14 protein-coding genes are annotated in these 14,621 nt (G+C 64.3%); 2 read left to right on the forward strand and 12 right to left on the reverse strand.

Annotated elements, in window-relative coordinates; genetic code table 11:
• The first annotated feature begins 156 nt into the window (after positions 1–156).
• Entirely contained in the window at positions 157–2,880 is a 2,724-nt protein-coding gene (locus P3F85_RS14365) for an AAA family ATPase (protein ID WP_374008527.1), read from the forward strand.
• A 9-nt stretch (positions 2,881–2,889) separates the two neighbouring features.
• On the opposite strand, the gene P3F85_RS14370 is transcribed toward P3F85_RS14365, so the two are convergent.
• Positions 2,890–3,288 carry a hypothetical protein gene (locus tag P3F85_RS14370; RefSeq protein ID WP_374008528.1) on the reverse strand — a complete coding sequence of 133 codons (399 nt, stop codon included), beginning with the start codon at positions 3,286–3,288 and terminating at the stop codon, positions 2,890–2,892.
• Positions 3,289–3,487: 199 nt separating this feature from the next.
• On the opposite strand from P3F85_RS14370, the gene P3F85_RS14375 reads away from it, so the two are divergent.
• Positions 3,488–4,969, forward strand: a complete 1,482-nt coding sequence (locus tag P3F85_RS14375; RefSeq protein WP_374008529.1) for a hypothetical protein — start codon at positions 3,488–3,490, stop codon at positions 4,967–4,969.
• Here P3F85_RS14375 and P3F85_RS14380 read toward each other — a convergent pair.
• From P3F85_RS14380 to P3F85_RS14430, 11 genes are all read right to left on the reverse strand, one after another.
• On the reverse strand, positions 4,926–5,852 hold the full coding sequence (locus P3F85_RS14380; RefSeq protein WP_374008530.1) for a DNA adenine methylase: 927 nt from the start codon (positions 5,850–5,852) through the stop codon (positions 4,926–4,928). The two genes, P3F85_RS14375 and P3F85_RS14380, sit on opposite strands and share 44 nt — an antisense overlap.
• 320 nt (positions 5,853–6,172) lie before the next feature.
• Complete coding sequence (locus P3F85_RS14385; RefSeq protein WP_374008531.1) at positions 6,173–6,607, reverse strand: single-stranded DNA-binding protein; 435 nt, start codon at positions 6,605–6,607, stop codon at positions 6,173–6,175.
• 111 nt (positions 6,608–6,718) lie between these two features.
• Positions 6,719–7,189, reverse strand: a complete 471-nt coding sequence (locus P3F85_RS14390; RefSeq protein ID WP_374008532.1) for a hypothetical protein — start codon at positions 7,187–7,189, stop codon at positions 6,719–6,721.
• On the reverse strand, positions 7,186–7,590 hold the full coding sequence (locus P3F85_RS14395) for a hypothetical protein (protein WP_374008533.1): 405 nt from the start codon (positions 7,588–7,590) through the stop codon (positions 7,186–7,188). Before P3F85_RS14395 ends, P3F85_RS14390 begins: the two co-directional genes overlap by 4 nt.
• Entirely contained in the window at positions 7,590–9,395 is a 1,806-nt protein-coding gene (locus P3F85_RS14400) for a type IV secretory system conjugative DNA transfer family protein (RefSeq protein ID WP_374008534.1), read from the reverse strand. Before P3F85_RS14400 ends, P3F85_RS14395 begins: the two co-directional genes overlap by 1 nt.
• Positions 9,392–10,840 carry a hypothetical protein gene (locus tag P3F85_RS14405; RefSeq protein ID WP_374008535.1) on the reverse strand — a complete coding sequence of 483 codons (1,449 nt, stop codon included), beginning with the start codon at positions 10,838–10,840 and terminating at the stop codon, positions 9,392–9,394. Before P3F85_RS14405 ends, P3F85_RS14400 begins: the two co-directional genes overlap by 4 nt.
• A gap of 1 nt (position 10,841) precedes the next feature.
• The gene (locus P3F85_RS14410) at positions 10,842–12,374 is read right to left on the reverse strand and encodes an SCO6880 family protein (protein WP_374008536.1); all 1,533 of its coding nucleotides are present in this window, start codon (positions 12,372–12,374) and stop codon (positions 10,842–10,844) included.
• A gap of 3 nt (positions 12,375–12,377) precedes the next feature.
• A complete protein-coding gene (locus P3F85_RS14415) occupies positions 12,378–13,412 on the reverse strand; it encodes a hypothetical protein (protein WP_374008537.1) in 1,035 nt (344 codons plus the stop codon).
• Positions 13,413–13,417: 5 nt separating this feature from the next.
• Positions 13,418–13,741, reverse strand: a complete 324-nt coding sequence (locus P3F85_RS14420) for a hypothetical protein (RefSeq protein WP_374008538.1) — start codon at positions 13,739–13,741, stop codon at positions 13,418–13,420.
• Positions 13,738–13,902 (reverse strand): hypothetical protein, encoded by a 165-nt coding sequence (locus P3F85_RS14425; protein ID WP_374008539.1) that lies wholly within the window; start codon positions 13,900–13,902, stop codon positions 13,738–13,740. The genes P3F85_RS14420 and P3F85_RS14425 overlap by 4 nt, the downstream gene beginning before the upstream one ends.
• Entirely contained in the window at positions 13,899–14,558 is a 660-nt protein-coding gene (locus tag P3F85_RS14430) for a hypothetical protein (RefSeq protein ID WP_374008540.1), read from the reverse strand. The genes P3F85_RS14425 and P3F85_RS14430 overlap by 4 nt, the downstream gene beginning before the upstream one ends.
• Between the last annotated feature and the right edge of the window lie 63 nt (positions 14,559–14,621).

The raw sequence follows: 14,621 nt of genomic DNA on the forward strand, positions 1-14,621 counted from the left end.
AAGTGACCGAGGAACCGGGGGAACACCAGACAGAGAAGGGACCGGGGGGAAAAGCTAGCGGGAAACGGCAATGCACGTAGGCACTCTTCGAGATGTGCGCGCGCGATGCGCGCCAAAATGAGCGTGCAACCGGAAGTTCTAAGTGTGAGAGGTGGAGTGGCGCGCTGGAAGCGCGGACAGCGAGCGCAAGGGGTCAAGCAGGCGGTGCACTACGCCTTCGGGGGCGTCTGCGACGCGACCCTGACGGCCAAGACTGCCGACGGCGCACTCGCCGCGGCGGGCTACGCCGACGCGGTGATGACCCGGTACATCGTCGAGAACGGTGCCATCCGTGACGACCTGCTCACCCGCTCGCAGTTGAAGGATTGGGTCGACGGTGTCGACCCGCTCACCGGTGAACGGCGTGGCCGAGATCTGGAATCGCCGGTCGCTGATCTGATTCTGGATGCGACGATCAACGCGCCGAAGTCGTTCTCGATCGCGGCGATGCTGGACCCGGAGCTGGCGGCCGCGTACGAGGATCTCCAGGACCGGTTGCGCGACCGGATCATCAAGCTGTGGCAGTCCGAGCTCAACGCCCGCCGCGGGAAGCAGGGTTCCATCCGAGAGGACCTCGCTCGTATCGAAGTCGTCGAGCTGCGACACGAGCGGTCCCGCTCGCTGGACCCGCACAAGCACCGCCACCTGTGGCTGAACGTCAAGGTCCAAGGGGCCGACGGGAAGTGGTCCAACGTCGACACCCGCGTCGCTCTCCGGTTCCAGAACGTCGTAAACGCGGAAGGCGACCTCGCCTCCAGGACCGACACAGCATGGGTCGCTGCTCTTGCAGCGAAGGGCTTCACTCTGAATTCGGACGGGGAGATCGCACAGCTGCAGCACCTGGTGCGGCCGCTGTCGAAGCGCTCCGCGCAGATCGAAGCCAATAAGGCAGCTCACCTCCGCGAGTGGAGGGAACACCACCCCGGCGAGGAGCCCTCCGCCGCCGTTCTGACCCAGATCGATCAGTGGGCATGGGCGGCCGACCGTCCGAACAAACCGGGGCATCTGGACGAGGCGGATTGGACGTCCATTGTGATGGACGAACTCCTGCACGCCGATCCGGAACTCGGACGTCCACGAGACGCAAAGGTGGCACGTTCGATCGCGGTTAAGCACCTGGACATCGAGCTTCTCGCGGCGAAGGCGATCGTCGATGCGGACGGTCGGTCGACCGGGACGGGAGGGCGATTCAGCGACATGGACATTCGAGCCGGAGCCATCCGCGCGATCGCCGCATCGGGCGTGATCGATGATCGGGCACAGCTAGCCGAAGTCGTCGACGAAGTGACTGCCTACGCCACTCGGACGCACACCGTGACGCTGCTGTCAGACGACGACATTCCCCCACACATCAAGAGCCGGATGGCCATTGCCACTGCCACTCTCAAGGCCACCGTCGCGCATCGCACCGAGTCCCTCGCTGTGCCTGGTTCGGTGCCTTCCGTTGCCGAGATCACCGAGGTAGCGAAAGCCATTGACCCCATCTGCGTGTTGGACGAAGGGCAATTGGAGGGCGCGTCCTCGATCGCAGGTACCGACCGAGTGGTGACGATCTCCGGTGCCGCGGGCACAGGCAAGACGACCATGCTCAAGGTGGCGGGAGCGGCGCTCCGTCGTAACGGCCGGGCGATGATAATCGTCGCTCCGACAAAGAAGGCTTCAGCTGTCGCGGGACGCGAAACCGGGAGCGAGTCATCCTCGCTCCATCAGCTCTTGCACGACTACGGATGGCGATGGATCAGTGATCAAGCCGGGGCCACCAAGTGGTCATGCCTCACGATCGGTGAGCTTGATCCGACCACCGGAACCCATTACCTCGGTCCGCGCATCGCGATTCGACCGGGAGACCGCATTGTCGTGGACGAAGCGGGCATGCTTGACCTCGAGGCGGCGAACGCCCTTCTCGACGTCGTCGGCCGCACTGGCGCATGCGTCGCTCTGGTCGGAGACCAGCACCAAGCGCTTCCGGTCGGTCACTCGGGCGCCATGGCCCTCTTCTGGCGTCGCGCAACTCGCCAGGTCGAACTCCTGACTATCCATCGATTCCAAGACCCAGCGTGGGGCGATCTGAGTCTTCGACTTCGGCAACCAGACGACCTAGACGAAGCAGTGCGTACCGCGGAGGAACTCATCAGCACAGGGCACGTGGTGCTCTCAACTAGCGAGGCTGAAGCTCACAATGCCCTCGTGGTTGCGTGGTTTGACGCCGCCCGAATGCACCAGTCAATCGCTATCGTCGCCGCGACCCACGCCGAAGCGCAATCGGTGAGCGAGGACATCCAGGCTCGGCGAATCTCGGCCGGTTCAGTCGACACCAGCAGAGCGGTTTTTGGGCAGGCTGGACAGCCGATCTTTGTAGGTGATGTCGTCCAAACGCGACGGAACGACAGCACGATGGATGTGCAGAATCGACAGAACTGGGTGGTGAGGAGCGTAACTCCGCAGCATGTAATGCTGGCGTCCGCGAACGACTCGACAGATCTGAGAAAGATCAGCCACGAGTATGCGGGGTCAAACCTCCACTTGGCATACGCCACGACCGTTTACGGCGTGCAGGGCGAGACTACAGATCGATCAATTGTCGGCCCGGGCGTGGAAGCGGCCGGCTTGTACGTAGGAATGACACGAGGCAAGACCAGCAATCAAGCGGTTGTCGTTGCTGCGACCGAGTCGTCGGCTCGGACCCAACTAGTGGAAACTATGCAGCGTCAGTCCGGGGAGGAGACCATCGAGAAGTCGCGGGCGGCCGCGCGGACCGAACTCCACCGCGCTGCCCACTCCCAGACCGGACCGGTGACCAGCGACCTGCGCCCCGCTAGGAACGGTCCCGCGCTGCAGTGAGTGGGACGACTACGCCACCAAAAGTCCACGTGCGAGCGCACGTCGACCGATATCGTTCGCCCCGTCGAGAACACCGCCGCGTGCGTCGAAACGCAGCAGCCCTACGGCCAGAGCATTGGCACGATCCTGCACCGTTGGAAAGACACCTCCGGCGAGGAAGATCAGCGGCAGCCGGCCGTCCGATGAGCTGATGGTCGAGGCGCGTTCAACCAGACCAAGCTCGAGGTTGCCCCGGCGGCTTTCAACCCATGCGAGATATCGCGAGCTATAGAGGTCGCAGACCTTGCTCTCGTCGTCCGCGGCCACGACGGTGTCGGCAGCACCCAAATGGAGCATCCATTCTCGACAAAGCAGCACCGCCTCGCTTCCAGTGGCGCCCCAGGGGCGAGGTTCCGGCTCTTGGTTCATGCAATTAGTGTCTACCCACCGTCCGATGCGCTGGCAACGCGGAGCGCAATCTAACGCTTGTGCACCCCTTTTTCGGGGGTAACGGATTCTTCCCCGGACATGGACTAGTACGTCTACGTTTGTGATGGTGTCGGTTCCTCACGAGCGCTGCGAAGGGGAGCCTAAATTCAGAACCTAGATCGTCCAAATGCGAGGGCCAATGACGTACGAACCGCTTCCGATGCGAACCGTTCCGTTGACGCGGCTCAAGCTTGACTTGGAAAACTACCGCATTCCGACGCGGCGCGATGACGAAGCGGAGGCGTTGGCATACCTGTTCGAAAGCGAGGATGTCATCGGAGCGGCGAGGTTGATTCTTCGCAATGGGTACTTTGACAACGAGGTTCCAATCGTTACTGAAGACACACCCGGAACCTACATCGTCCAAGAAGGTAACCGGCGGGTGAGCGCGCTCAAGGCCATGCAAGACCCATCGATTATCCCGAGCCATGAGCGCCAATTGCATGAAATGCTCAAGCGTTATGCGGAGGAGGCGAGTGCCCTACCGACCTCGATTCGCGTCCTCGTCGCGCCGACACGCGATGTCGCCGCGCCGCACATCGCCCGCCTTCACACAGGCGAGTCCAAACGTTCCTGGACGCGCGACCAGCAGGCCACGTTCTACTATTCGCGACTGGCGGATTCGACCGTAGAGCAACTGCGCGCGACCTTCATTGGCGTGGATATTCCACGCTTCATCCGAATGGCCTCGATGAGGCTCTTCCTTACCGGCGTAAAGTTCAACGACGCAAGCCTGCATGCGTTCGCTGCCAGCGACGACCTCAAAATGTCCGCGTTCGAGTACGCATATCGGCAGAAGGACATCGCGGCAGCTATCGGCATCGCATTTACCAAGGATGGCTTCCCGGAGCCCACCGAGAAGAAGCCTGCCGACATTGGCGCCGGTCTCACGTCGGGTCAACGCGCTGCAGTCGAGTACCTCGTAACGCAGTTTCGCGCAGGCAAACTGAATACCCGATCTCCAGAGTTCAAGCGCGGTTCTGATGAGAATGAGGATCTCCTGGCGAAGCTCCTTGGAACATCACCCGGTGGATCAGGGGGCTCTCCTGCAGCTCCAGGCCCAAGTGCACCGCCGGCACCACCTACTCCACCTTCGCCGGTTCCCACGGGCGGAGCGCCCGCGAATCCGGGAGGAGGAAACCCAGGTTCCGGTCCCGCTCCGGTGCCGCCGGCTCCACGCGGACCAAATCATCCGAACACGCGAGATTTCCTCGACCTCAGCGGGATGGACTACACGGCAAATGTCCCGGTGAACCTGCAAACCAGGTATCACGAGCTACGGAAGCTATCGCTTTCGACTTTTCCGGCGGCCACGGCTATCTTGCTTCGCAGCCTGCTCGAGACAACGATCAAGACACACTTCCAGGGCTCGCCCACTCCGGTAAGCGGCGAACTGAACGTGGTGTTCAGACAGGTTGTCTCGAGCTACAGCTCTGAGAAGGCGCTGCGGCATTTCATCAACGAAATCAACTCAGGTGGGACGAGCAAACCGGGATCCATTCAGTGGTTCAATGTCGCGGCACATAGCGTAGACATCGTAATTACTCCTGAAGCGCTGCGCGAAGCGTGGCAGCGAGTCAGCCCGCTGCTGCGATTCCTGCTGGTACCACCGACGATTTGAACTCAGCCTCGTCGAGGGCGCGGGCGACGCTCGGAGATGCGATTAGCAATTCTTCTGCGCGACCCGGGTATCTCGCTGAATAGTTGAGCTCAAGGCGGCACTGGAACCAATCGGAGTACAAGGCCTCGATTGCCGGCGAGACGTCGTAGGTCATGAGCCAGTTCGCACCCGACCCGCATTCCGCCATCAGAGACGCCAAAGCAGCATGATCCCGCCACTCGAATGCATTCAAGTAGAGCTGAGACCCAGCGTTTACATAGGGAGGATCAATATAGAGAAATGCTTTTGGATCACTGGCCCACTGACGAATGACACTCCTGCCGTCCAAATCGGAGACGACGATCCGGTCCGCAACGGCGCCGATCGCGCTCAGGCGATCCTCCAGCGCTACGCGGTTGAACCGCGCATCGATTTTGTAGTTCCCGCTCTGGTCTTGACCTCCGATGACTCCAGCGTTCAGCACGCCCGAGCGATTGGTGCGGTTGAGATAGAAGAATGCGAAGCCGAGGTCGGCGGCTTCTGCCGACCCTCCAGATCGATAGACCTCGCGCTGATGTCTCCACTCGGAAACGGTCAACGGGGTCTCTCGTACTCGGCGGACCAACTCATCGTTGTCATGCACAACGGACGTCCAGAAGGCGTGGACTGCCGGGTCGATGTCATTGATCACAAGGCGATCTACGACCCCCAATCGAAGCAAAGCGATGCCTGCTCCGACACCACCCGCATAAGGCTCAACGTAAGTCGCACCCTCAAGGCCGAGCCCCAGGATGAGATCACTAAAAAGCCCGGCCAGGGCGGCTTTCCCGCCCGGGTAACGGAGCGGTGATTGGGTGCCGTACCGCCTGCTTGCGCGCACTGTCAGAACTTCGGGTGACGTCATTTCCCTCTTCCCTCGCGGTGAGCCGCAACGCGACATGTTCCCGAGCAGAAGCGCGCACCTTTTCGCGCCACGAAGTTACGTCCACACCTGAAACAGCGATGGGTGGATCCGTGGCGTTCCAACAACTCCATTCTCACCCTCCGAGCGAGCGCTTCCAACTCGTCGTCCGGGAGCGACTGCAATGCAATCATGTAACGATTGTAACCGTTACAGATCGATCACACGCGCATCCCTCGGCAGCGTTTGATCAGTGCTCGCTCAGCGAGTTTCGATGGCAACGAAAAGAGCGTGGGGTCAAATCGACCCCACGCTCTCTCCGTTTACTGCATAGAAGCGGCTGCTGTGGCCTCGGTGGTGTGCATCGGCCCGGTGGAAGCCGGGCCGTCAGCTTTTGGGGCGCGGCGTGCCACCTCCGCGGTGGTGTACCGGAGCGATGGCCCGACGCTGTCGGCGACGACTTCGGTGGCGGCTCGGGGTTCGCCGGTGGCCTGGTCGCTCCAGTGGCGGAACTCGAGGTTGCCGTTGACGATGACGGTGTCGCCCTTGGCGAGGCTGGCGCGGACGTTTTCGGCGGTGCGGCCGAAGACGGTGGTGCGGTGGTACTGGGTGTCGCCGTCGACCCACTTGCCGTCTTCGAGCTTGCGGTCGGTGACGGCGACGGTGAACTTGGCGAACTTGGTGCCGTTCTGGGATTCGCCGTAGTCGGGGTCGGCGACGAGGTTGCCTTCGATGCTGATCGGGACTCGTGTGCTCATTGTTCTGTTCCTTTCAATTCGGCGGCCACTGGTGGGGTCGCTTTCACTTAGAACTTCCGGTTCGAGCGCAGAGAATGCGCGCAGGGAGCGCGCAAATCGCGTCGCCGACGCTCACTCATGGGCGTGACTTTGGAGGATCCAGTTGGCCCACTCGCCCGGGACGGCGTCGTCGCCGGATCGTGGGAGTTCGGTGTGGCCGTTGTGGCATTCGCCGTTGTACCAAGTCGCCAGTCGCGGGATGGCGACGGCGAGGCGTTCGTGCCAGCCGATGGGTCCGTAGCCGGCGTCGAGGCTGTCATAGGACACCAGCCATGCGGTGTGCAGGGCGGAGAGTTCTTCGACGAGGGCGCCGTGCTTGAACCAGCAGGGCGGGATCTTCCGCGTAGCGATGTTGTAGCGGTGGGTGAACCAAACCACCCAACTCCGGAGGTCGGTCCAGACCTGCGGGGCCTCCTCGTCTTCGAGGGTGCGCCAGTTGATGACGCGGATGCCGAGCATCCCCGGACTCTGCCGGGGCGCCTGGTCCTCCCATCCGTCGGCAAGCGCGGCGACGAGGTCGTCGAGCGGGATGTCGTCGCTCACTGCTGCTCCAGAGATGCCTCGATGTAGTGAGCGATCTTCGCCTGCAGCCGGGCGATCGCCTGAATGGAGGCGGTGCGGCGGGAGACGAACCCGGAAAGGGCCCGGTCCCGTTCGATGAGCTGGTGCACGTATTCGTGGCAGCGCGGGTGCAGCGCCGTCAGGTCCTCGTGGCGTTCGTAGGCGGTCCAGCCATACGGGGTTTGGGTGACGCCGCGGTAATCGAGGTGGTGCAGCTCGAGAGAGCGAGCGCTGCCGGCGCCGAGGCAGAGAGCGCACCGGATGGTGCCGTCGTGGTGCTCTTCCTCGAGGAACCAGCGGTCGCGGCGCGCGAACCAGGCCCCGGAGCGCAGGTAGCGACTGCGGTAGGTGTTGTCCTGGGCGGGGCGGCGACGGTTGGACATCAGTTTCCCTCCCTTGCTGATCCGCGGCGGTCGAGCGCGGCTTGATACTGTTCGGCGAACACGACCTGCTGGTCGAGTTCGGTGAGCTTCTTGCCCGCGCTGACCTGTCGGGCGTCGTCGCGGTCGGTCCAGCCCCGTAGGTCGAGGAGGATCCCGCGCCGGTTCCGGTACGCGAGGAGTCCCACGGTTTCGGGCATGCGGCGGATCTCGTCGATCGTCATCACCGGCACCCTCTCGCTCTGCACGTTCGTCGATGACCCGTTGTCGTTGTAGGAGTGCCCGGTGTTCCGGATTCGTCGTGTGCCGAGGAGCGATTCGATGTCGCGGAGGTGGTCGACGTCGGATGCCCCACCGAGCAGAAGCTTGGCCGTTGCGGCCGACCAGATTGTGTCAGCCTCCGAGCGGGACCACGCGGTCTCGGCCTGTGAGAGCGCTTGGAGGACGACGATGGTGGAGATGCCGATGCCGCCTCCGTCGGCCATGATCCGCGGCAGCGCAGGCCAGGAGAACATGTTCGCGATCTCGTCCAAGATCACAGCCAGCGGAAGGCCGAGGCGGGAGCCAGGCGAGGCGAGCGCTTTGCGGCGCGCGGTCTCGACGATGTCGTCGAGCATCGCGCCGAGGAACCCACCCACGGAGCCTGCGCCAGCACCGGTACCGACGAGATAGAGGCTGTTGGAGCCGGCGAGGAATGCGTCGAGATCGAACTGCTCTCCCGGTCCAGGCGTCATCGCCTTCCGGATCGCGGGGATGGACAGCGGACGGAGTGCGCCGAAGACACCGAACCAGGTGTTGGCCAGGAGCTTCTCGTCGCCGTTGATGATCGCGTCCAGGTCCTCTGACCAGCCCGGCGTTCCTTGGTTGGCGAGCACGCTGACGGCTTCGCGAGCGATCCGTGGGTTGGATCCCCACCGCGCTAGGGCGTCGGTGCCGCGGCCCGAGACGGCAGCGGCGTGCAGGAGCCGGGACAACACATTGGAGGACACCTGCGCCCATTCCTGGTTGGTCTTGGACGCTCCGAGCGCGGTGCCGGCGATGATCGCCTGACCGCGCTGGTCCGCGACGAGCGGATCCTCGCATCCGGTTACCGGCGAGATTCGCAGGCCGGAGCGAATACCGGTGAGCTCTTGAGGGTCGAAGACGGTGACCTCGCCAACGCGGGCGCGTTCGCGCATCGTGGCGGAGAGGTTGTCGTTGCGGGTAGAGGTGGTGATCAAGGGGCCGTCCCAGTCGAGGATGGCGTTGATGACGAACCGGTAACCCTTACCGGAACGGGGCGCGCCCTCAACGACGATCGAGTCCTCGATCGAGACGTAGACGTCCTGCCCGTGGGCCCGGCCGACCTTCCACCCTGCGGAAGACGGCGACGCATCGACCAGCGACGGGCGAAGCGTCTTGGCGCGGTGCAAGGCGGTGCGGGCGGACGTGTGCTTCCGGACTTCGCCAGGCTTGGCGAGCCCGTCGCGTCCGCGGAGCTCGTGAATGAAGTACCGGTCCGACTGCCGGTACCGAAGCCACCAGATCACCCCGACTGCAATGGCGCTGAGAAGAATGAAGACGGTAAGCAGATCGAGGACGCAGATCAACGTCGCGGGCGCCGTGCATCCGGGCGCCAGGGCGAACCCGCTGGGATCGCCGCTTATTGCCAATTGCAGGCCGGCGAAGACGCTGGCCGGCTGTCCGCGCCCGTTGCAAGTCGCGGTGATGGTCACACTCGCGACACCGGTTGCAAGTGCGCCCGCGACGACGATCGCGAAAAGGCTATAGAGAGCGGCCTGCGTCCAGGAGGAGCCGTGGTTTCTCATGCTCGTTCCCCGCCCATCGCGTCGGTGCGGAAGATTCCGAGTTCGTAGTCGGTGCAGATGTTGCGGACTTTCGCGACGCGGTCCTGGCCGATTTGCCAGAGCCCGTCGCCCTTGTGGAGCTTGCGGACGAGGTCGGCCTGGGTGTCGTTCCAGCCCAGGATCTCCCGCGACCGGGCGATCTCTCCCGAGTGCTGCGCGTAGGAGATCCGGGTTTCGCAGTCGGCCAAGAGACCGAGGGCTCGGGAGTGGAGGGCGCTGTTGCGGTCGCCGAGCGCATCGAGGTCGGCAACCCGGTGTAGCAGGTACCAGTTGGAGGTGCCGAGGTGGCGGGCGACCTTCTCGTCCTCGACTCGGTCTGCGAGGCCGTCGCCGCCGGAGACATCGTTGAGCAGCTCAACGGCGGCCTCCTCATGGATGATCACCCGAGCCTGGCGATTCGCACCGAGAGAGGACCGGCGGATCCAATTCGCTGTCGCCAGCCGGGCCAGCGCCTGCGCCTCAGGTGATGCGCCTTTCAGCGCGGAGGTGTCGACAACCATCATCGGTGCGTCCGCGTCGAAGCGGACGGTGGAGGGTCCGTCGAAGAACCCGGTGAGGTCGCCAGAGACCATCCGGCGCAGCGAGTGCGCGAGCCGGTGGCCAGCCTCGACCACCTCGAGCGGCTGGCTCTGGTGGGGGTCGACGAGTCGGTCGTAGACGTGGGTGATGGTGACGGTCGAGTTGCCGCGGAGGGCGTCGAGGGCGACGTCGAGGGCGGTGTGCTCGACCGGTTCCAGGTTTCCGCCTTCGCGGAGGCGGCGGATGATCGTCTTCACGGTCGCGCGCCGGTACTGGAGGACGTTCTGGTTCCAGTCCTCATCGGAGAACGACGCGTCCCGTGGTCCTTCGTCGAGGAGGTTGATGCGGGCGGCCTTACCCGGTCCGACGGAGATGGAGGTGCCGCCGACATACGCGGCAACGCGCATCCACTCCCCGTTCGGATCGTGCGGGACCGCAATCTTGCGGCCCAGTCGCGCGAGGCGCGACGACCAGGACTTGGCGAGCATCGACTTCCCGGTCCCCTTCACGCCGAGGATTGCGACGGAATGGGACCGAACGGCTTCGGCGGAGTAGGCGTCCCAGGGGTCGAAGCAGAACGGTGCCCGGGAGAGCAGGTTCTCTCCGATGTACGCACCGGTGAGAATGTCCCCGGTCTCTGCCAGGAACGGATACGCACCACCAAGGACCTTCGAAGAGCAGCGGTGGGCCGGTGGGGTGGCGCGCAGCGGGCCACGCAGGTTGTGCGGCTGCTTCCACCCCCAGGCCGGCATCTTCGACGCCGGGAACTCTGCAGTCTGGAGCTTCCAGTTGGAGGTCTTGTCCTCGGAGACGGGTAGGCGGTGGCGGCCGTTGGCGCCGGGCTTCTCATTCGCCGGGATGCGACCGATGACGGCTGACTGCCCCATCTCATTCCCCTTCCAGCGGCACCGGAAGCGCCGCGGTGACGAAGCCGGCAGCTTGTTGACCGGACATTGATGCGAGGACGAGCCGGGCGGGATGCGAGGCCTGCTCAATGTCCGTCCGCGCTTTGGCAAGGGCGTCCTTGGACTCAGCGGAGATGGTGACGAAGCCGCGGTACTGGACGTCGCCGAACCCGTCGACGAGGTCGTGCTCCCGCACGGCCAGGTCTTCCTCTTCACGGAGGTGAGTGAGCGGGATCCGGGAGGACAGCTTCATCCGGATCGTGGCTGCGGTCTCCATGTCCGACTGGGCACGATTCAGCTGGGCCAGCGCCTTGTGCGTGGCCACCGGCCGCACCTGCAGGGTGATCACCCGCGTCGCGTCACCCGCGTACAGGAGCGGTTCTAGAAATCCGGTGCGAACGTCGGTGCGCGGCCATTCAGCGACCCAGAATGTCTGGTGCCAGGACTCATCCACACGCATCGCATCCCAGCCCTCGTCGATCCCCATCACCGGCGACGGCGCAGATACGATCCCGGAGTCCTGCTCACGCCGAGTCGCCGAAGCCACGGGATCCGCGGACAGCGCGTTCAACTCGTCGAGCTCGTCAGCGGTGAGCCAGCCGGCCGGAGTGAGCCGGGCGTGCTCCATCGAGGTCTCGATACCCGACACCCGCTCCTTCAGCACGGCGGCAAGGCCGGTGAGGCCCTTGCCGGCGTCGCGGATGGCGCTGTTTAGCACGGCAGTGTCGAAGGTGAGCGTGATGTAGTTCGTGAATCCCATCGACCGCTTTGACGCCGCTCGGGTCAACGCCCAATACTGCTCGCGCAGCTCGGCGGTGACCTGCGGATTGTGTTCGTTCTCCCGCACGACCAGGTAGTCGCGCAACTCGTTCGAGGAGGCCCGGTCGACCCGGATCCGAATCGTGGTTTCGCGAACCCCGGGCAAGCTCTCCAACGAACTGAGCCATTCCACGAACCCGTCATAGGCCGCCTCTTGAGTGCCCTTGTCGCGCAGCGCCCATGCCCTGGAGCCGACCTTGACGGTGACGGAAGCGAGCCGCCCGCGGGCGTTGTAGATGAAGCCGCCCGCGCCCGGGATCTGCACGATCTGCACGTCGCCGAGCGCTCCGGGCAGGAGGAACTTCGAGGCCACCACCGGGGTCACTGCGGCGACCTGGGCGTGACCGACGTTGAGCGAGGCGACGGTGACACGGAACCACACATCGCGGCGGAAGGTGGTCTGGCCGGTCAGGCTCCGGCGTATGTAGCGGGCAGCTTGGGCAGCGATCACGATGACGGGTTCGCGCCGGTAGGTGGCAAGCGCGAAGAACACCACGACAGCGACGATCGGGAGCACGGCCCAGATGGCGCTGGTGTCGATGAACAGAGTCGAGAGCACGACCGCGACGGCGGCACCGATCACGACCAGCTGCAGGAACGTCAGCCCGAGGAACACCCCGCGACGTTCCCGGGCCGCGAAGCGGACCCGGGGTGCGCCTTCCTCGGTGATGAACTGGTCAGCGGTGAGGGTGGTCATGAGTTATCTCCCAACCTTGACGATCCGTGCCGCGGTGCGGACGGGTGCGGAGGCGGTGCTCGCGCGCGAGAACTGGTCGCGGACGGAGAACCGGTGATGGAGGGCGGTGCCGACCTCGGCACCGGCGAACGAGACGAGCTTCGTCGCCCACAACGGGCTGAACGAGGCGGCGATGACGGCGCCTGCGGCGACGAGGATGACGCCGATGCTGAGGCTGGCTTTGGTCAGCTCGACCGCGAGCAGGACGACTCCGGCGGCTAGGGGCTTGGCGATGAGAAGTCCGACGGAGAGGTTCAGCCAGCGTTGTGCCCAGGCGGTGAGCTTGGGCTGGCCGATCATCATCAACCCGACCGGGGCCATCGCCGCCAAGGCCAGGAGCCCGAACTCGCGGATTGACATGGCGATGAAGAGGAACAGCGAGGCGATCATCATCAGCCCGACGATGAGCAGGGCCATCACGTATTCGCCGACGGAGCCCGGTCCCTGTGCTCCTTGCGTGGCCATGCCCCAGATCACGCCGTCCTGGGAGAACTGCATCGTCTTCATGACGGCACCGTGGATCTGCTTCGGGGCGTCGAAAAGGCCAACGACGCGAAGCAGGCTTTGGCTCAGGTCGCCGCCTTGGACGGTGGAGGTTAGCGCGTGGGTGACATCATCAGTGACGCCAGAGGCCTTCTGCATCCCCCACACACAGATCGCCGAGAACGGGATGGCCAGAGCGGCGCCGGCAGCGGTCCTGCCGATCCGTGACCAGTCCTGCAGGATCATTGCGATCCCGATCTGGACCAGCGCGATGATCAGAATCACCGGAGCCGTGACAGCGATCCAGAACACGAACTGCGAGTGCGCGATCTCCCAACTGCTCTGGTCGATGTTCGTGTCGAATGAGCCGGCGATCATGGTGGCGATGAAGTCGCCGAGGTTCTTGATAGTGGAGCCCATGAACTGGGCGATGGTCTGTGAGGCTTGGCATCCGAAGTCGGCGACGAAGCAGCCGTAGTTCGGGGTGAACGGGTCCGGCGGGGCTGTGGCGAGCATGATGGTCACGCCACGTGGAGCGACTGGCCCCAGTTGATGAGCCCGGCGATGCTGCCTGCGATGGCGACGCCGGCGACGCAACTGAGTACGCCGACGATTCCGGCCTTCTGGACGCGGCCGTTGCTGGAAACGTGACCGACGACGATGAACCCACCGGCGATCAGACCGCCGATCACGCCGAGGATGAGCACGATCGCGAACACGACGTTCGCGATTGACTGCAAGGCTCCCACACCCGGGCCCGAGAAGTCCGGGCGGGGATTCGGGACAGCCGCCACGGTGATGATGCGTGCGTGGACGGCGACGAGGGCTTCGTTGAGTGCGTTCATGATTTGGTATTCCTTTCCGTGTGGTCGACCGAAGGTTCGGGTTCTTGTGTCTCGCGCATCCGTCGAGCGGCGAAGTAGCCGGAGGCGAGGATCCCGAGCAGGGCGACGCCGATCAGGGCCAGCAGGCGGAGGAGGTTGAAGATCAGATCCATGTCGTTCACTCCCCGTTGGTGTTGGCCGCGCCGGTCGCAGAGGCTGGAAGGGGGACGGTGAGGATGTTGGCCTTGCTCTCCGACGGGATGTTCACGGCCAGCTCAAGCTGATCAACTCCGGTGGGGACGTAGTAGGCGGCGGCGAAGGATCGTCCCTTCTCGTTCGGGATCGTCCAGGTCGACTGGTCGTGGAAGAGACCGCTGGGCAGCCAGGGCAGGCCAGCGGACTTGGCTGCGGCGGGCCCGTCGGCAGTGTCGAGAACGGCGGGTTCCGGGCGGCCGTCAAACTGCGTGTCCTTCAGGGTGGCGCCGGTGACGTCCTGGAAGTCCTGGTTGCCCTGGGAGGGGATCCACTTGCCGGTCATCGTGACCTTGAGCAGCAGGACCGGCGTTCCCCCAGGGAAGAGCTCCGAAGACGAGTTCGGGAGGGTGCACCGGCACCCGTGCTTGGCCTTGAAGGTGGTGCCCGGGTAGACATCGACCCAAACGCTGCTGACGATTCCCGACGCAGCGGGCATGGCGTCCTTCGCGGTCGTCGACGTCGGCGCCGGCTTTGCCGGTGCGACGGTGGTGAACGACGTGCTGCGTGTGGGCGTCGCACTGACACAGCCGACGAGGGCCAGGCATGGGAGAAGCGCCGCGAGTGCGATCAGCTTCTTGTTCATCTCGATTCACCTCGGTTTCGTATGCGCCTTCACCTAGAACTTCCGGTTCGGGGCAGCTTTTGG

The sequence above is a fragment of the Leifsonia sp. T36S-04 genome, from assembly GCF_042465655.1.
Taxonomy (GTDB): Bacteria; Actinomycetota; Actinomycetes; order Actinomycetales; family Microbacteriaceae; genus Leifsonia.

What these genes read in the sequence shown, in the direction of transcription:
- P3F85_RS14380 (WP_374008530.1), bottom strand. Translation starts at nt 5,852, where the DNA reads ATGACGTCACCCGAAGTTCTGACAGTGCGCGCAAGCAGGCGGTACGGC.
- P3F85_RS14430 (WP_374008540.1), bottom strand. Translation starts at nt 14,558, where the DNA reads ATGAACAAGAAGCTGATCGCACTCGCGGCGCTTCTCCCATGCCTGGCC.
- P3F85_RS14375 (WP_374008529.1), top strand. Translation starts at nt 3,488, where the DNA reads ATGACGTACGAACCGCTTCCGATGCGAACCGTTCCGTTGACGCGGCTC.
- P3F85_RS14370 (WP_374008528.1), bottom strand. Translation starts at nt 3,288, where the DNA reads ATGAACCAAGAGCCGGAACCTCGCCCCTGGGGCGCCACTGGAAGCGAG.
- P3F85_RS14385 (WP_374008531.1), bottom strand. Translation starts at nt 6,607, where the DNA reads ATGAGCACACGAGTCCCGATCAGCATCGAAGGCAACCTCGTCGCCGAC.
- P3F85_RS14395 (WP_374008533.1), bottom strand. Translation starts at nt 7,590, where the DNA reads ATGTCCAACCGTCGCCGCCCCGCCCAGGACAACACCTACCGCAGTCGC.
- P3F85_RS14405 (WP_374008535.1), bottom strand. Translation starts at nt 10,840, where the DNA reads ATGGGGCAGTCAGCCGTCATCGGTCGCATCCCGGCGAATGAGAAGCCC.
- P3F85_RS14420 (WP_374008538.1), bottom strand. Translation starts at nt 13,741, where the DNA reads ATGAACGCACTCAACGAAGCCCTCGTCGCCGTCCACGCACGCATCATC.
- P3F85_RS14400 (WP_374008534.1), bottom strand. Translation starts at nt 9,395, where the DNA reads ATGAGAAACCACGGCTCCTCCTGGACGCAGGCCGCTCTCTATAGCCTT.
- P3F85_RS14410 (WP_374008536.1), bottom strand. Translation starts at nt 12,374, where the DNA reads ATGACCACCCTCACCGCTGACCAGTTCATCACCGAGGAAGGCGCACCC.
- P3F85_RS14415 (WP_374008537.1), bottom strand. Translation starts at nt 13,412, where the DNA reads ATGCTCGCCACAGCCCCGCCGGACCCGTTCACCCCGAACTACGGCTGC.